Here is a 16,554-nt window from a genome sequence, read left to right as displayed (position 1 = left end):
CTGGATCGCGCGGGGGCGGTGGCCGGATCGCGCGGACGGCGTCGGCAGTGCGGCCTACCGTGGCCGTCATGGACCTCGAACTCACCGGCCGTGTCGCGCTCGTCGTCGGCGGCCAGGGCTACATCGGCGCCGTCGTCGCGGAGACCCTCCGCCGCGAGGGCGCGACCGTCGTCGTCGCCTCCCGCAGCGCCGACGGCCCGGGCGCCGTCACGATCGACACCGCGTCGCAGGACTCCATCGACGCGGGGGTCGCCCGCGTGCTCGAACAGCACGGCCGCATCGACGTGCTCGTCGTCACGGCAGCGCCCGCCGCCGGCACCCTCGACCCCGAGAAGGCGTCGGACCCGGAGCAGGTCGCAGCTGCAATCGACGGCAAGGCGCTCGGGTTCCTCCGGGTGGCGAACGCCGTGCTCCCCCACCAGCAGCGCGCCGGCTCCGGCCGCGTCGTCGTCATCAGCGGGCAGAACGCCTACCTCGCGGGGAACATCACGACCTCGCTGCGGAACGCGGCGACGAGCATCATCGCGAAGAACCTCGCCGACCAGGTCGCGGGATCCGGCGTCGCGGTGAACGTCGTGAACCCCGGCACGGTGACGGACGAGCCCGCCGCCGAGGTGCGGCAGGGGGCCGGCGGGGAGTCGAGCCCGCAGCAGATCGCGGACCTGGTCGCGTTCCTCGCCTCACCGCGGTCTGCGGTGAGCGGTGAGTCCGTGTCGATCGCGCACCGCGTGCGCGGGCAGCTCACCATCTAGACGGACCACGGGACGGACGGGAGGCACGTGGTCGCGCGACCACGCGCCTCCCGTCCGTCACGGCCACGCGTCCAGGACAGCCTCGACCACTCGAGCGGCGACCCGCATGAAGCGGTCCCGCCAGGTCCTGGGGCGGATCGGCTCCGGCTGCGCACGTCGGAACAGCTCCGCAGGGACGACAGCACGGCACAGCGTCGCCCCGGGTTCGGCCTGCCCGTGGTCGCGGTCGAACACGCACTCGTCGCAGACCGCGCTCGTCGACGTCGGAGCACCCGGGTGCTCCTCCCACGGATGCCCGCACGTCGGGCAACTCGTCTCCCGGAGGCGGCGGCGAAGCACGCGCGAACCGACCTCGGAGGATGCACCGGTCGTCACGTCGCGATGATGCCACGGTCCTCGTGCCGGCCGGACGTTCCGAGCAGTCGACACGGTCCTCGACCGGTGCGCGCTTCGTCCTCGCGGACGAGGCCGTTCGTCCCTCCGCACGATGCCGGAGGGGCATCCACCACGGGAACCTGGGTGCCATGGAGAGCTCGACCAAGCACGTGATCGCCACCCTCGTGACCTGCGCCGCCATCGTCGCGGTCACCGCCGCCGCCCTCGTGGCGATGTCGCCCGTCCCGTGACGGCCGCCGCGCCCGGCCGTCGTGCGATGATCGACCCGTGAGGGACGGGCGCGGGTTCACCAGACCGCTGCCCCTCCGCAGTGTCGTCGCCGACGTCACCTGGGCGCTCCTGGCGGCGCTGGTGTTCCTCGCCCCGATCGACCTCGAACTCGAGCACGCGAGCCTGCCCGCCGTCGCGACCGCCACCGCCGCGATCGCCGTCCGACGGTTCTCGCCGTCCGGCGCGATGCTCGCCGCGGTCGCCCTCGGGGTGGTGCAGGTGCTCGGCGGCGAGCGCCCCTCCCTCGTGGACCTCGCCCTGTTCGTCGTGATCGGCAGCGTCGCGATCGTCGGCACGCGGCTCGAGGTCGTCCTCGCCGGTCTGCTCGCGGTGGTGGCCGGAGCGACCGCCGCGATGTACCTCTCCAGGACCGGTTACCGCTACGCGCTCCTGCTGAACAGCGGGCCCGCGGACCAGGCGGTCCTCGTGCTCGCCGCTCCGACCCTCGCGCTCGTCGCGGTCTGGGCATCCGGACTCGCGACCCGGGCCGTCCGGTCGCAGAACGCCGAGTCCGTCCGTCGCGCCGACGCCGAGGCCGCCGCGACCCGCGCCGAGGCGGTGGCGAACCGCGCCGAGGCCGTCGCCACGCGCGCGGTCGACGAGGCCGAGGCCGAGCGCATCCGCGCCGACATCGCCCGCGACGTCCACGACGTCGTCGGCCACTCCCTCGCGGTGATCATCGCCCAGGCCGACTCGGTGCCGTTCCTCGACGACGAGGCCCGCATCCGCGAGGTCAGCGCCACGATCGCGAGCACCGCCCGGAGCTCCCTGACCGAGGTGCGTCAGGTCCTCGGGCACATCGACGGCTCCGACGCCACCGCCGACCCGACCTCGTTCGAGGAGATCGTCCGGGGCATCCGGGACGCCGGCGTCGACGTCGAGCACGCCGTCCGCGGGACCGCCCGACCACTCGGGGCCGTGCACGGGACCGCTGCCAGACGGGTGCTGCAGGAGATGCTGACGAACGCGCTCCGGCACGGGGTCCCCGGCGGCGCCGTCGAGGTCCGGGAGACCTGGCGCTCCGCCGACCTCGTGCTCGAGGTCGAGAACGCCGTGCCCCGAGCCGCCCTGCCCGTCGGCGACGGCCTGGGGATCGACGAGCTCGCAGCGCACCCGCGGGGCTCGGGCCGGGGGCTCACCGGCATGCAGACCCGACTCACCACGATCGGCGGCTCGTTCGACGCCGCCGTGCTCGACGACGTGTTCACCGCACGAGCACGCATCCCGTTCGACGTCCGAGGGGGGACGAACCGATGACCGACCCGATCCGCATCCTGCTCACCGACGACCAGGCACTGTTCCGCGCCGGGCTCCGGGTGGTGCTCGACGCCCAGGAGGACATGGTCGTCGTCGGCGAGGCCTCCGACGGCGCCGAGGCCCTCGCCGCGATCCCCGAGCTGCGTCCCGACGTCGTGCTGCTCGACATGCGGATGGCCGGGGTCGACGGCGTCGAGACGGTCCGGCGGCTGTTCGCGGACGACGGGCCGGTCGGTGCGCCGCTCCCCCGGGTGATCGTGCTCACCACGTTCGGCCTCGACCCCGCAGCGGCGACCGCGATCCGCCTCGGCGCGAGCGGGTTCCTGCTCAAGGACACCACCCCGCCCTTCCTGTTCGCCGCCGTCCGCGCCGTGCACGAGGGCAGCTCGGTCATCGCACCGAACGACCTGACGCAGCTGTTCGGCGCCGACGTCGAGCGCGCCCCGGCACCGCAGCCGCCGGCGTTCCAGACCCTGACGGACCGGGAGCGGATCGTGTTCGGGTGGGCGTCCCGCGGGCTGTCGAACGCCGAGATCGCCGCGAAGGAGTTCGTGACCGAGTCCACCGTGAAGACGCAGATCTCGAGCATCCTCGGCAAGCTCGCCCTGCGCGACCGTGTGCAGCTCGTCGTGTACGCGCACGACCACGGGCTCGCCGGGGCACGCGAGCCCTGACCGATGTCGCGCAGCCTCGGCAACCAGCTCTCGCTGCTCGCCGGCATCGCGGTCTTCGCCCTGCCGGTGGCCGCAGTCCTGCTCGTCGTGTGGTTCGGACTCGTCGGGCTGTCCGTCGCCGCACTCCTCGGTCTCGTGTCGGCGTCCGCCAGCGCCGCCTTCGTGTCGTTCGCGGTCTACTCGGTGGTCTACGGCCGGATGCGGCACGGCCTGTCCCCGACCGCCGTCGTCGTGCACGGCGCCGGACTGCGGCGGGACGACACGGTCACCCCGCTGCTGCGCGGCCGGCTCGACCGTGCGCTCCGGGTGTACCGCGGTGAGCGCGACCGGGGGAACCGTCCGCTCCTCGTGCCGTCCGGCGGGCAGGGGTCCGACGAGGTCCGGTCCGAGGCGTCGGCGATGCGGGAGTACCTGCTCGAGCAGGGCGTCCCGGAGCAGGACGTCCTGGCAGAGGACCGCTCGACGACCACCCGCGAGAACATCGAGCGATCGACCGAGCTCCTCCGCGACCACGGTCGGTCGGGGCCGGTCCTGCTCGTCACGAGCGACTACCACGTGCTGCGGACGGCCTCGTTGGCCCGCAGCTCGGCGCGGACGCGCAGGTCGTCGGTTCCCGGACCGCCCGGTACTCCGTCCCGAGCGCGATCCTGCGCGAGTTCGTCGCGTTGCTCGTCGAGCACCGTTGGGTCAGCCTGATCGCCCTCGGACCGTTCGTCGTGGTCGCAGCGGCCGTCGTCACCGGGCAGCTCGTCGGCGTCCGCTGACGGTCGGGAACGGGTCGGGGACGCGCCGACGACGGGTCGGCGCCGGTCAGGGGACCTGCACGAACCGCAGGGCGCCGCGCTCCCGCTGCCGGAAGCCGAGGTGCTCGTACAGGCCGATCGCCCCGGTGTTGCCCGCGGCCGCGTGCATGAGCGGCACCTCACCTCGGGCCCGTATGCCGTGCGCCACCGCGAGCACCAGCCGTCGACCGAACCCCTGCCCGCGGTGCTCGGGGTCCGTGCAGACGGCGCTGATCTCGGTCCACCCCGGCGGGTGCAGCCGCTCACCGGCCATCGCGACGAGCCGCCCGCCGCGACGGATGCCCAGGTAGGTCCCGAGCTCGATCGTCCGCGGCAGGAACGGTCCGGGCTTCGTCCGCTCGACCAGGGCGGTCATCTCCGGCACGTCGTCCGGCGTCAGCACGACGGCCTCGTCGTCGGGTTCTCCTGCCACCGACTCCCCCGTGAGCTGCACGCCGCCGGCGCTCTCGACGGGCAGCCACCCCGCCGGCGTGACGTCATCCAGTCCGACCCGCACCACGGCACCCGAGCCGGCGAGCACCCGGACGTCCTCCCAGTCGTCCGGTGTCGCCCGGGCGGGGATGCCGATCCACACGGACACGTCCGGCAGGTACCGGACGATCCTCCCGCGCCACTCGGCGAACCGCGCGTGGTGGGAGTCGAGCGCCGCGAGCGCCGGGTTGTCGAGGACGCGCGTCGGGGTGCCGTCCGCGGCCCGGGACAGGTCGAGGGCCCACAGGTCCACACCGCGGTCGTCGTCCCGGAACCCCAGGTCGGCCAGGAGTGTGCGCTCGGCTTCGGTCCACCCGGTCGTGTCGGCGAGCACCCCCACCGCGAAGCGGTCGCGTGCCCGGTCGACCACGGCCGCGACGTCCGACGGGCGCGCGGTCGGGAGCTCCCCCGGACGGACGGGCAGGGCGGTGTCGGCGGTGGTCGTCATCCACACATCCTCCGCCCAATGCGTCTGTCCACAGGCATCGTTGCCCCTCGTGACGCGGCCGACCCGAGCGGCTACCGTGCCGACATGGGGTGGGGACGAACCCGGCTGACGCCGGAACAGCGCGAGGCGGTCCGGCGGGTGCTGCCCGACGCCGAGGTCGTCGCCGACGAGTCGTGGGGGCTGCTCGACACGGTCGTGCTGCACGTCCGGGCCGCTGGATCGGAGTGGACGGTCAAGGCGTCGGGCCCCGACAACACGCACTTCCCACGCGAGCTCGAGGCACACCGCGGGTGGACGGCCGCCCTCGTGGCCCACGGCGACGCCGGGCGGCTCCGCGCCGCCGACGAAACCGCACGGGTCCTCGTGCTCGAGCGGGTGCCCGGGCGTCTCGCCCTCGGCACCCCCGACGAGCACGACCCGGCGGTGCACCGGCAGGCCGGGCAGCTCCTTCGGCGACTCCACGACCAGGCGTCCCGGCCCGACGCGACGTGGCTCGAGCGCGAGCGTGCGAAGACGACGGGTCTCCTCGACCACCCGCACGGCATCCCAGCCGACCGGGTCGATCGGCTCCGCACCCTGCTCGCCCACCACCCCGTCGGCCCGGTGGTCCTCGTCCCGACCCACGGCGACTGGCAGGCGCGGAACTGGATCGTCGACGACGGTCGGCTCCGGGCGATCGACTTCGGCCGGTTCGCGTTCCGCCCGGCGATGACCGACTGCACGCGCGTCGCCGTGCAGCACTGGCGGCACGAGCCGGCGCTCGAGCGCGTGTTCACCGACGGCTACGGCGGCGACCCGCGGACCGCCGACGCCTGGCGCTGGCTGCAGCTCCGCGAGGCGATCGGCACCGCGGTGTGGGCGCACGCGGTCGGGGACCGCCGGTTCGAGCAACAGGGAAACGACATGCTCGCCGATGCCCTCGCGGCCTTCACCGACGACCGGTGGTGAGCGGATGCGGACGGTGACCGGACAACGGTCGCGCGCGGCGCGACGGACGGGATCCGCGCCTCCAGTCCGGGGGACGCGCGCGCAGACGGACCGCCGGCCAGGAGGCCCGTGGTACGCCCGCCGCGTCGCTGCCGTCACCCCGTGGCCGGCTCGCGATCACCTGCGCGCCGGCCGTCACCGAGAATGCGAGAAGGCCCCCGGATTCCTCCGGGGGCCTTCTCCTGCGTGGTGCGCGAGGGGGGACTTGAACCCCCACGCCGTTTCCAGCACACGGACCTGAACCGTGCGCGTCTACCAATTCCGCCACTCGCGCCAGCCCGGCAACATTAGCACGCTGCGGAGTGCCTCCATGACCACGTTCAGACGCGCACCGGGGCCAACCACTACCATGCAGGGGTCCCTGACCGACGACACTGGAGACACATGGGCCTGCTGGACAGCTTCGAGCGAGGGTTGGAGCGCGCCGTGAACGGCGCCTTCGCGAAGACCTTCCGCTCCGGCGTGCAGCCCGTCGAGATCTCCAGTGCCCTCCGGCGCGAGCTCGACACGAAGGCCGCCGTGGTCTCGCGGGAGCGCATCCTCGTGCCGAACGAGTTCACGGTGCGCCTCGCGCCGCCGGACCACACTCGCATGCACGACATCGGGCGTCCGCTCATCGACGAGCTGTCCCAGATGGTGCAGCAGCACGCCGTCGCGCAGAACTACTCGTTCTCCGGTCCGGTGACCATCCGACTGCAGCAGGACGGCACGCTGTCGACCGGCATCCTGCAGATCGACTCGTCGACCGTGCAGCGGGACGTCGCCTGGGTCGCCGTCCTCGACATCGGGTCGCAGCGACACAAGCTGCACCGGGGCCGGACCGTCATCGGTCGCGGGACGGATGCCGACATCACGGTCGCGGACACCGGCACGAGCCGCAAGCACGTCGAGATCGTCTGGGACGGCAAGCACGCGCAGGCCAACGACCTCGGCTCCACGAACGGGTCGAAGCTGAACGGCGAACGCTTCCAGCAGGCGATCGTCGAACCGGACTCCACGATCGAGATCGGTCGTACCCGTATGGTGTTCCGGGTGATCCCCGAGAACGACGGAGGTGCTCGATGACCACGGGGCTGACCCTGCTCGTCCTGCGCTTCGCCTTCCTCGCGGTGCTCTGGCTGTTCGTGTTCGTGATCGTCTTCGCCCTGCGGAGCGACCTGTTCGGCCAGCGCGTCCGCACCATCCCGACCGATCCGAAGGCCAGCGCCTCCGGTCCGACGACCCCCGCGATCCCGACGGCGGCCCCCGCGGCCGCGTCTGCATCAGCCGGGGCGTTCACGGAACTCATCGGCCAGTCCCCTGGTTCGACGCAGGCCACCGCCGCCGGGGTGGCCACGCGACTCGTCATCACCGAAGGCTCCCGCGAGGGCATGGAGATGCCGCTCGGCGGCGGGCCCATCACTATCGGGCGCTCGAGCGAGTCGAACGTCGTGATCCGTGACGACTACACCTCGACCAACCACGCCCGCCTCGAGCTCCGCGCTTCCGGCTGGGTCCTCACCGACCTCGACTCCACGAACGGCACCTTCGTCGACGGGCAGAAGGTGACCGCCCCCGTCACCGTCGGGGAGCGGACGCCGATCACCATCGGGACGACGACGTTCGAGCTGCGGCGGTAACCCGGACATGACGGCTCGCACGCTGAGCGCCGCTGTGTCCCACGTCGGGCGCATCCGCGCCAACAACCAGGACTCCGGCTACGCCGGCGCCCACCTGTTCGCGGTCGCGGACGGCATGGGCGGGCACGCCGGCGGCGACGTCGCCTCGGCGATCGCGATCCGGCGCATCCGCGAGGTCGACCGCGAGTTCCCCTCGGCGCACGACGCCGAGTTCGCGCTGCAGTCGGCGCTCATCGCGGCGAACCAGCTCATCACCGAGACCGTCTTCGAGCACCAGGAGCTCACGGGCATGGGCACCACGGTGTCCGCGCTCATCCGGGTCGGCGACCAGATCGCGATCGCGCACATCGGCGACTCCCGCATCTACCGCATGCGCGACGGGGAGCTGCAGCAGATCACCTCGGACCACACGTTCGTCCAGCGACTCGTCGACAGCGGACGGATCACGCCCGAGGAAGCCGCCGTGCACCCGCGCCGCTCGGTCCTCATGCGCGTGCTCGGTGACGTCGACGCCGCGCCCGAGGTCGACACGGCCGTGATGGACATCCAGCCGGGCGACCGCTGGCTGCTCTGCTCCGACGGCCTGTCGTCGTACCTCGCCGAGGAGCGCATCCGCCACGCGCTCGCGTCGACGATGGACGCGAACCAGGTCACGCAGCGGCTCGTCAAGGAGACGCTCGACCACGGCGCCCCGGACAACGTGACGGTCGTCGTGATGGACGTCACCGACGCCGAGGTCGACGACTCCGACGACGCCGCCACGACCGTCGGGTCCGCCGCCGCGCCGCTGACGTTCGAGGCGGCGACCGGCCGCAAGCCGATCCGCCTCCCCACGATCCTGCTGCACCCGCTCAAGGTCTCCACCGCGCCGGAGGACTCGCACTTCGAGCCCGAGTCCGACCAGTACTTCGCGGAGCTGATCGCCGAGGACCGCCGTCGTCGTGTCCGTCGCCGGATCGCCTGGACGGTCGCGCTCGTCGCCGCCGTCGCGCTCCTCGTCGGCGCGGTCTTCCTGGGCTGGCGGATCATACAGGCGCACTACTACGTGGGCAGCGACCGCGGCACCGTCGCGATCTACAAGGGCGTCCAGCAGTCGATCGGTCCGATCGCGCTGTCGGACGTCTACGAGGACAGCGACATCTCGGTCCGCTCCCTGCCCGAGTACACCCGCGAGAACGTCCGCTCGACGATCAACGCCACGTCGCTCGACGACGCCCGCGAGATCGTCGAGCGCCTGCGCAAGGCCGCCGAGACCGGGCAGGACCAGGCCGGGACCGGCGGGGACGGCGCATCGCCGTCGCCGACGTCCACGGCGTCGCCCACGCCGACGGCGTCCCCGACCCCGGGGTCCGGCGGATGAGCGCCACGACCTCCCAGTCCTTCACGCAGGCGATCACGATCAAGCTGCGTGAGCCGGCCCGCGCCCGCAACCTGGAGCTCGTGCTGCTCGTCATCGCCTGCGGCATCTGCGCCGGGGCGATGGTCCTCGTGCAGCTCGGCACGAAGGGTCGGCTCTTCGACACCGGCGTGCTCTGGGTCGGCGCGGGCATCCTCGGGCTCGCGCTCGTCATGCACGTCGTGCTGCGGGTCGTCGCGAAGAACGCCGACCCGTTCGTCCTGCCGGTCGCGCTCGTGCTCAACGGCATCGGCATCGCCGAGATCTACCGGATCGACGTCCACAACGGCCTGACCGGCTGGGACGCGATCGGCGTGAAGCAGATCGTCTGGACGATGCTCGCGATGGTGCTCGCGACGATCACCGTCGTCGTGGTCCGGAACCACCGCTTCCTGCAGCGCTACCGCTACATCTTCATGGCGCTGACGATCTTCCTGCTGCTCATGCCGATGCTGCCCGGGATCGGCGAGAACATCGGCGGCGCCCGGGTCTGGATCCGCATCGGCCCGTTCTCGTTCCAGCCGGGCGAGCTCGCGAAGATCACGATGGCGCTGTTCTTCGCCGGCTACCTCGTCACGGCCCGCGACTCGCTGTCGATCGTCGGTCGGAAGTTCCTCGGCATGACCTTCCCGCGTGCCCGGGACCTCGGTCCGATCCTGGTGATGTGGGGCGCCGCGATGGCGGTCCTCGTCTTCCAGCGCGACCTCGGCACCGCACTGCTCTACTTCGGGCTGTTCCTGGTGATGATCTACGTCGCCACCGGCCGGCTCAGCTGGGTCGCCATCGGTCTGACGCTCTTCGTCGGCGGCGCGATCGTGGCGCAGGCGGCGCTCGTGTACGTGCGCGGCCGCTTCGAGCAGTGGCTCGACCCGTTCGACCAGACCATCTACGACCGCGCGACGCAGGGCAGCTACCAGCTCGTGCAGGGCCTGTTCGGCTTCGCGAACGGCGGCATCACGGGCACCGGGCTCGGTCAGGGCCGCCCGTACATCACCCCGGTCGCGAACGCCGACTACATCGTCGCGTCCCTCGGCGAGGAACTCGGCCTGATCGGCGTCTTCGCGATCCTGGCGCTGTTCATCGTCCTGGCGTCCCGAGGCCTCCGGGTCGCGTTCATGGCGCAGGACGACTTCGGCAAGCTGCTCGGTGTGGGCTTCGGCTTCACGATCGCGCTGCAGGTGTTCGTCGTCGTCGGCGGCATCACCCGGATCATCCCCGTCACCGGCCTGACGACACCGTTCATGGCCGCTGGTGGCTCCTCCCTCATCGCCAACTGGATCATCGCCGCGATGCTGCTGCGACTGACCGACGCCATCCCCGCCGAACAGCGCGTCCAGCAGGGTGCGATCCCCGCACCGCGGGGGAAGGCCGCGCGCGGGAAGGAGGCCAGCCGGTGAACCGACAGCTCCGCGGCGTCTCGACCGTGATCGTGCTCATGTTCGTCGCGCTCTTCGTGTCGACGACGTCCATCCAGTTCTTCGCGTCCGACTCCCTGCGCGCCGACGCACGCAACTCCCGCACCATCCTCGACAGCTACTCGACGAAGCGCGGCGCCATCCTCGTGAACGGCAGCCCGATCGCCGAGTCGACCCCGTCGGACGACCAGTACCAGTACCAGCGCAAGTACACGAACGGCGCGCTCTACTCGGCCGTCACCGGGTACTTCACGATCGGCCAGGGCAACGCCGGCATCGAGAGCGCCGAGAACGCCGTCCTGTCCGGCAACTCCGACGCATCGTTCTTCCAGAACCTCAACGCGATCCTCACCGGCCAGGACGTCCAGGGCGACAACGTCAACCTGACGATCGACCCCGACGTGCAGCAGGCCGCGTACGACGCCCTCGGGCAGAACACCGGCGCGGTCGTGGCCATCCAGCCGAAGACCGGCAAGATCCTCGCGATGGTGTCGAAGCCCGACTACGACCCGAACGCGCTGACCTCGCACGACACCGCGGCCGTCAAGCAGCAGTACGACGCGCTGCTGGCGCAGAGCCCGACGCCGCTGCAGAACCGCGCCATCGGCGGCGACCTGTACACGCCGGGATCGGTGTTCAAGCTCGTCGTCGCCTCCGCCGCGCTCAAGGACGGCAAGTACGACCTCGACTCCGAGTTCCCGAACCCGTCGCGGCTGCAGCTGCCGGGCACGAGCACGTACATCAACAACGCCGAGGGTGGTTCCTGCGGCGGCGGCGACACCGTCAAGCTGCGGACGGCCATCCAGTACTCCTGCAACATCCCGTTCGCGGAGCTCGGGCAGAAGCTCGGGTACGACGAGATCAAGTCGATGGCCGACGAGTACGGCTTCGGCGACCAGATCGAGGTCCCGATGAAGGCGACCGCGAGCCAGTACCCGGACGTCGACTCGACCGCCCAGCTCATGCTGAGCGCCTTCGGCCAGGCCAGCGTGCGCGTCTCGCCGCTGCAGATGGCGATGGTGTCCGCCGGGATCGCGAACGGCGGCAAGGTCATGCAGCCGTCCCTCGTCGACTCGATCACGACGAGCGACCTCAAGACCGTCGAGTCCTTCTCGCCGAAGCAGTACAGCGACCCGCTGTCCGCCTCGGAGTCGGCCGACCTGACCGAGGCGATGCAGAGCGTCGTGAACGCCGGGACCGGCACCAATGCCAAGATCGACGGTGTCGACGTCGCAGGGAAGACCGGCACGGCAGAGGGCGGTACGGGCAGCCCGTACACGCTCTGGTTCACGGGGTTCGCCCCCGCGAAGGACCCGGAGGTGGCCGTCGCGGTCGTCGTCGGCAACGGCGGCGGGCTCGGGCAGTCCGGCGTCGGCAACACGGTCGCGGCCCCGGTCGCGAAGAAAGTCATGGAGGCGGTGCTGAACAAATGAGACCCACCAGCGGACTCACCTTCGGTGGGCGGTACCAGCTCTCCTCCCGCGTCGCGATCGGCGGCATGGGCGAGGTCTGGCAGGCCACCGACCTGGTCATCGGGCGGACCGTCGCACTCAAGATCCTCAAGGACGAGTACCTCGGTGACCCGGGCTTCCTCGAGCGCTTCCGCGCCGAGGCCCGGCACGCTGCGCTCGTCAACCACGAGGGCATCGCGAACGTCTTCGACTACGGCGAAGAGGACGGCAGCGCCTACCTCGTGATGGAGCTCGTCCCCGGCGAAGCCCTGTCCACGATGATCGAGCGCGAGCACACGCTCCCCGTCGACAAGGTGCTCGACATCGTCGCGCAGACGGCGAACGCGCTCCAGGCCGCGCACGCGGTCGGGCTCGTGCACCGCGACATCAAGCCCGGCAACCTGCTCATCACGCCGGACGGTCGCGTCAAGATCACCGACTTCGGCATCGCCCGCATCGCCGACCAGGTCCCGCTCACCGCGACCGGCCAGGTGATGGGCACGGTCCAGTACCTGTCGCCCGAGCAGGCGAGCGGTCACCCCGCGTCGCCCTCGACGGACGTCTACTCGCTCGGCATCGTGGCGTACGAGGCCCTCGCCGGTCGCCGTCCGTTCACGGGCGAGTCGCAGGTCGCCATCGCGATGGCGCACATCAACGAGCAGCCGCCTGCGCTGCCGTCGGACGTGCCGGAGCCCGTCGCCGCCCTCGTGCTGTCCTGCATCGCGAAGAAGCCGGCCGACCGTCCCGCGACCGCCGCGAACCTGGCACGTGCGGCACAGGCGCTGCGCCGCGGGGACGTCGCCGCGGCCACGGTCGCGGTGCCCGCGATCGGCGGTGCCGGTACGGTGGCGTTCAACCCGCCGCAGGGCCAGGGCGACGACCAGGCGACGGCGCTCATCGGCACCCAGGCCGGTTCACTGAGCGGTCCGCCGCGGACGCCCGGCTCGCCCGTGACGCCCGAGGACGAGGAACCGAAGAAGAAGCGCGCCTGGATCTGGTGGCTCGTCGGTGCCCTCGCGGTCCTGGTGATCGCGGGCGTCATCGCAGCCCTCGCGCTGAACAACGGCGGCTCCGCGGACCCGACGCCGTCGGCGACCGCCACCCAGTCGACCCCGAAGCCGAGCAACACCCCGACGCCCAGCCCGACCCAGGTGCGCCAGTTCCTCGACAAGTCGCAGTACGTCGGGCAGCCGACGGACCAGGTGCGCTCGGCGCTCGAGGGGCTGGGCTTCGTCGTCGACGTCCAGGACGGCAGCCCGGCACCGACCGCCGACCAGGCGAACACCGTCGCCGACCTGACGCCGACCGGCAGCGTCGTCGAGGGCACGACCATCACGGTCACGCAGTACACGACCCCGCCGACGGCGAACAAGCCGAACACCCCCACGGCGGGCCCGGTCTCGAGCAGCGGCTCGGTCACGTTCAGCTGGTCCGCCGCGACCTGCCCGGACGGCTACTCGGTGTCGAAGTACTCGTGGAAGGTCACCGGCGGGAAGGACGCCTCCGGCGCGACCTCCGGCGACACGAGCTCGACGGCGGTCACGATCCAGGCGGACGCCGCCGGCGACGACGTCACCTTCACGTACAACGTGACGTGCGGGAGCCTCGCCGCCTCCGAGGACTCGGACCCCGCCACCGCGACGTGGACGGTCACGCCCTCCCCGACGCCCACCGGCAACGGGAACGGCACCGGCAACGGCAACGGCAACGGGAACGGCTCGTCGAACGGCTGATCGCCACCCGGACGGGGGCTTCCGACACCGTTGCGTAACGGTTGTCCGGAGGTCCCCGTCACCAGCCTCCCGCCAGGAAGTGCTGCCGTACACTGTCCCGGACGGACATTCGGAGGAGTACGTGCCAGAAGGTGTGACCGCGGGGATCACGCTCCTCGCCAACCGCTACGAGATCGGTGACGTCATCGGTCGCGGCGGCATGGCGACGGTGCACGTCGGCAACGACACCCGTCTCGGCCGCAAGGTCGCGGTGAAGCTCCTCAAGCCGAGCCTCGCGAACGACCCGTCCTTCCGCATCCGCTTCCGACAGGAAGCCCAGGCGGCCGCACGCATGGCGCACCCGACGATCGTCCGTGTCTACGACGCCGGCGAAGAGACCGTCGCCGAGCACTCCGGCGCCGAGGTGCAGGTCCCCTACATCGTCATGGAGTACGTCGAGGGCCGTGCGCTCTCCGACATCGTCGCCGACGGGCCCATCGCTCCGGACGAGGCGATCCGCATCACCGAGGGCATCCTGACCGCCCTCGAGTACTCGCACCGCGCGGGCGTCGTGCACCGGGACATCAAGCCCGCGAACGTCATGGTCACGAACACCGGCCAGGTCAAGGTCATGGACTTCGGGATCGCCCGCGCGATCACGGACACGTCGGCCACGGTGGCGCAGACCACGTCGATCCTCGGGACCGCCTCGTACTTCTCCCCGGAGCAGGCGCGCGGCGAGACCGTCGACGCCCGCACCGACATCTACTCCACCGGTGTCGTGCTCTTCGAGCTCCTCACCGGCCGCCCGCCCTTCGTCGGGGACTCCCCGGTCGCCGTCGCCTACCAGCACGTCAGCGAGCAGCCCGTCGCGCCGTCGACGATCTCGGCCGACGTCTCACCGGCGCTCGACGCGGTGACCCTGCACGCCCTGGTGAAGGACCGGACGCGACGCTTCCAGAACGCGGCCGAGTTCCGAACCGACCTGCAGCAGGCAGCGCAGGGCAAGGTCCCGACATCGACCCGGAAGCTGGCGCAGAACGCCGCCAACGACGCATCGACGATGCTCTTCGGCGTCAACCCGCGGACGACCTCCAACCCGGCGGTCGCCTTCCGCGAGCTCGACGACGACACGGCGGAGCACCGCCCGCAGCGCACACAGAACCGTCCCCCGGTCGCGTGGATCTGGCTCGGCATCATCCTGACGGTCGCCGTGATCGTCGGCGTCGGCTTCTTCGTCGCGAACCTGCAGCCCGGCAAGGCGCCGGTCTCGTCGTCGGTCTCCGTCCCGAACGTGGTCGGCGCGACGTGGGACTCCGCGAAGTCGGACCTCGACAAGCGCGACCTCAGCCCGGTCGAGGTCGGCGAGAACTCCGACAGTGTCCCGAAGGACACCGTCATCCGCACCGAGCCGGGCTCGGGCACGAACGTTGCGCGCAACCAGAGCATCCGGGTCGTGGTGTCGCTCGGGCCGGAGCAGGTTGCGGTACCGGACACCGCCGGGCAGACCCAGGACGCCGCACAACAGGCACTCGAGGCTGCCGGCCTCCAGGTCGGCGCGATCAACACCGACTACTCGCCCGACGTGCCCGAGGGCACCGTGATGAGCTCTGACCCCGGGTCCGCCACGCAGCTCGCCAAGGGTTCGGTCGTCAACCTCACCGTCTCGAACGGCAAGGTCCAGCTGCCGAACGTCACGCAGCAGCCGTTCCAGACGGCGAACGCGACCCTGGCACAGCTCGGTCTGACGGTGCAGCCCGCCCCGGCGTACTCGTGCACCGGCGGCACGGTGCTGCAGCAGAGCGCGCCCGCCGGCGACGTCGCGCAGGGCAGCACGATCGTGCTCACGTACTGCGCGGCCTCTGCACAGAAGCCCACCCAGCAGCCGTCCGCGCCCGCCACGGGCGCACCGGCCTCGGGTTCCAGCGGCCTCTAGACCGCAGCGCCTCGCTGGGCTCGCGTCCGGCGCGGTGTCGGCTCGCCGGTCTGGAGGATCGTGGGCGCGTCGGCGCGCTGGCCCACGCTGGTGTTCCTGCTCACGTCTGCGGGCAGGCTCACGCTGCTGCTCCGGCCCACGTCAGCGGACCGGTCGATACCGGTACTCCTGCTGGCGTCAGCGCCCCGGCATGCGTCAGCGCCCCGGCATGCGTCAGGGCCCTGGCGTCTGCACTCCTCGCGGGCTGGGCTGCTCCGCCGGTCCCGCTCGGTCAGGCCGGCTCCGCTGGCGCGGCCGGCTCAGGCACGCGGCGTCGCGATGAGAGGGGTCAGGTCGGCAGCCCGCTCGGCAGCCCCGTGCAGGCCGGTGGTCTCGAGCCAGTTGCCCACCATCCGGTAGCCGCCTTCGGTGAGCACGGACTCGGGATGGAACTGCACGCCGTACACGGGGGCCTCGCGGTGCTGCACGCCCATGATGACGCCGCCACCGGTTCGCGCCGTGACGGTGAGTTCGTCGGGCACGGTGCCGTCGACGATCGCGAGCGAGTGGTACCGGGTGGCCGTGAACGGGTGCGGGACGCCGGCGAAGAGCATGCTGTCGTCGTGGTCGACCTGCGAGGTCTTGCCGTGCATGAGTTCTTCGGCGTGGGTCACCGTCGCACCGAGGGCCTCCGCGATGGCCTGATGTCCGAGGCACACACCGAGCAACGGCTTGTCGGCAGCGATCGCCGCCCGGACGGTCGGGATCGAGACGCCTGCGTCCGCGGGGGTGCCGGGACCCGGGGAGAGCAGAACGCCGTCGTAGTCCGCGATGCGCTCGGCGATCTCGGACTCCGGGAAGGCGTCGTTGCGGACGACGTCGGTCTCCGCTCCGAGCTGCTGCACGTAGCCGTTCAGCGTGTAGACGAAGCTGTCGTAGTTGTCGACGACGAGGATCTTGGTCATGGTCGGATCACCGTACTCGTGGA

14 protein-coding genes and 1 tRNA gene are annotated in these 16,554 nt (G+C 71.6%); 12 read left to right on the top strand and 3 right to left on the bottom strand.

Translation table 11 applies throughout. The annotated features are described in order from the left end of the window. Positions 1 to 68 precede the first annotated feature (68 nt). The 4 genes from FB462_RS01275 to FB462_RS01260 all read left to right on the top strand — a co-directional run bounded on the left by FB462_RS01275 (position 69) and on the right by FB462_RS01260 (position 4,045). A complete protein-coding gene (locus FB462_RS01275) occupies positions 69 to 752 on the top strand; it encodes an SDR family NAD(P)-dependent oxidoreductase (RefSeq protein ID WP_141859645.1) in 684 nt (227 codons plus the stop codon). Between the two features lie 663 nt (positions 753 to 1,415). Further along, positions 1,416 to 2,675 (top strand): sensor histidine kinase, encoded by a 1,260-nt coding sequence (locus FB462_RS01270; protein WP_229666926.1) that lies wholly within the window; start codon positions 1,416 to 1,418, stop codon positions 2,673 to 2,675. Beyond that, positions 2,672 to 3,349 (top strand): response regulator, encoded by a 678-nt coding sequence (locus FB462_RS01265; RefSeq protein ID WP_114851284.1) that lies wholly within the window; start codon positions 2,672 to 2,674, stop codon positions 3,347 to 3,349. Before FB462_RS01270 ends, FB462_RS01265 begins: the two co-directional genes overlap by 4 nt. Before the next feature lie 3 nt (positions 3,350 to 3,352). Beyond that, the gene (locus tag FB462_RS01260) at positions 3,353 to 4,045 is read left to right on the top strand and encodes a YdcF family protein (RefSeq protein WP_141859643.1); all 693 of its coding nucleotides are present in this window, start codon (positions 3,353 to 3,355) and stop codon (positions 4,043 to 4,045) included. A 114-nt stretch (positions 4,046 to 4,159) separates the two neighbouring features. On the opposite strand, the gene FB462_RS01255 is transcribed toward FB462_RS01260, so the two are convergent. After that, the gene (locus FB462_RS01255; protein WP_141859641.1) at positions 4,160 to 5,071 is read right to left on the bottom strand and encodes a GNAT family N-acetyltransferase; all 912 of its coding nucleotides are present in this window, start codon (positions 5,069 to 5,071) and stop codon (positions 4,160 to 4,162) included. A gap of 84 nt (positions 5,072 to 5,155) precedes the next feature. Here FB462_RS01255 and FB462_RS01250 point away from each other — a divergent pair, with 84 nt between their 5' ends. Further along, complete coding sequence (locus FB462_RS01250; protein ID WP_114851287.1) at positions 5,156 to 6,019, top strand: protein kinase family protein; 864 nt, start codon at positions 5,156 to 5,158, stop codon at positions 6,017 to 6,019. A 226-nt stretch (positions 6,020 to 6,245) separates the two neighbouring features. On the opposite strand, the gene FB462_RS01245 is transcribed toward FB462_RS01250, so the two are convergent. After that, positions 6,246 to 6,332: transfer RNA gene (locus tag FB462_RS01245), tRNA-Leu, on the bottom strand. 110 nt (positions 6,333 to 6,442) lie between these two features. Between FB462_RS01245 and FB462_RS01240 the strand changes: the two genes are divergently transcribed. From FB462_RS01240 to pknB, 7 genes are all read left to right on the top strand, one after another. Further along, positions 6,443 to 7,123 carry an FhaA domain-containing protein gene (locus tag FB462_RS01240; protein ID WP_114851288.1) on the top strand — a complete coding sequence of 227 codons (681 nt, stop codon included), beginning with the start codon at positions 6,443 to 6,445 and terminating at the stop codon, positions 7,121 to 7,123. Further along, a complete protein-coding gene (locus FB462_RS01235; protein WP_141859639.1) occupies positions 7,120 to 7,677 on the top strand; it encodes an FHA domain-containing protein FhaB/FipA in 558 nt (185 codons plus the stop codon). Before FB462_RS01240 ends, FB462_RS01235 begins: the two co-directional genes overlap by 4 nt. Before the next feature lie 7 nt (positions 7,678 to 7,684). Next, positions 7,685 to 9,037, top strand: coding sequence for a Stp1/IreP family PP2C-type Ser/Thr phosphatase (locus FB462_RS01230; protein WP_058741048.1), 1,353 nt, complete (start codon positions 7,685 to 7,687; stop codon positions 9,035 to 9,037). Continuing rightward, positions 9,034 to 10,470 (top strand): FtsW/RodA/SpoVE family cell cycle protein, encoded by a 1,437-nt coding sequence (locus FB462_RS01225; RefSeq protein ID WP_141859637.1) that lies wholly within the window; start codon positions 9,034 to 9,036, stop codon positions 10,468 to 10,470. Before FB462_RS01230 ends, FB462_RS01225 begins: the two co-directional genes overlap by 4 nt. Then, positions 10,467 to 11,921 carry a peptidoglycan D,D-transpeptidase FtsI family protein gene (locus tag FB462_RS01220; RefSeq protein WP_141859635.1) on the top strand — a complete coding sequence of 485 codons (1,455 nt, stop codon included), beginning with the start codon at positions 10,467 to 10,469 and terminating at the stop codon, positions 11,919 to 11,921. The genes FB462_RS01225 and FB462_RS01220 overlap by 4 nt, the downstream gene beginning before the upstream one ends. Further along, the gene (locus tag FB462_RS01215; protein WP_141859633.1) at positions 11,918 to 13,672 is read left to right on the top strand and encodes a protein kinase domain-containing protein; all 1,755 of its coding nucleotides are present in this window, start codon (positions 11,918 to 11,920) and stop codon (positions 13,670 to 13,672) included. Before FB462_RS01220 ends, FB462_RS01215 begins: the two co-directional genes overlap by 4 nt. 121 nt (positions 13,673 to 13,793) lie before the next feature. Then, entirely contained in the window at positions 13,794 to 15,587 is a 1,794-nt protein-coding gene (gene pknB / locus FB462_RS01210) for a Stk1 family PASTA domain-containing Ser/Thr kinase (protein ID WP_258554896.1), read from the top strand. Positions 15,588 to 15,886: 299 nt separating this feature from the next. On the opposite strand, the gene FB462_RS01205 is transcribed toward pknB, so the two are convergent. Then, positions 15,887 to 16,531, bottom strand: coding sequence for an anthranilate synthase component II (locus FB462_RS01205; RefSeq protein WP_114851291.1), 645 nt, complete (start codon positions 16,529 to 16,531; stop codon positions 15,887 to 15,889). Positions 16,532 to 16,554 lie beyond the last annotated feature (23 nt).

Source organism: Curtobacterium citreum (assembly GCF_006715175.1).
Taxonomy (GTDB): Bacteria; Actinomycetota; Actinomycetes; order Actinomycetales; family Microbacteriaceae; genus Curtobacterium; species Curtobacterium citreum.
Note: the sequence above shows the minus strand (reverse complement) of the source record. Positions and strands in the feature narration are given on the sequence as shown.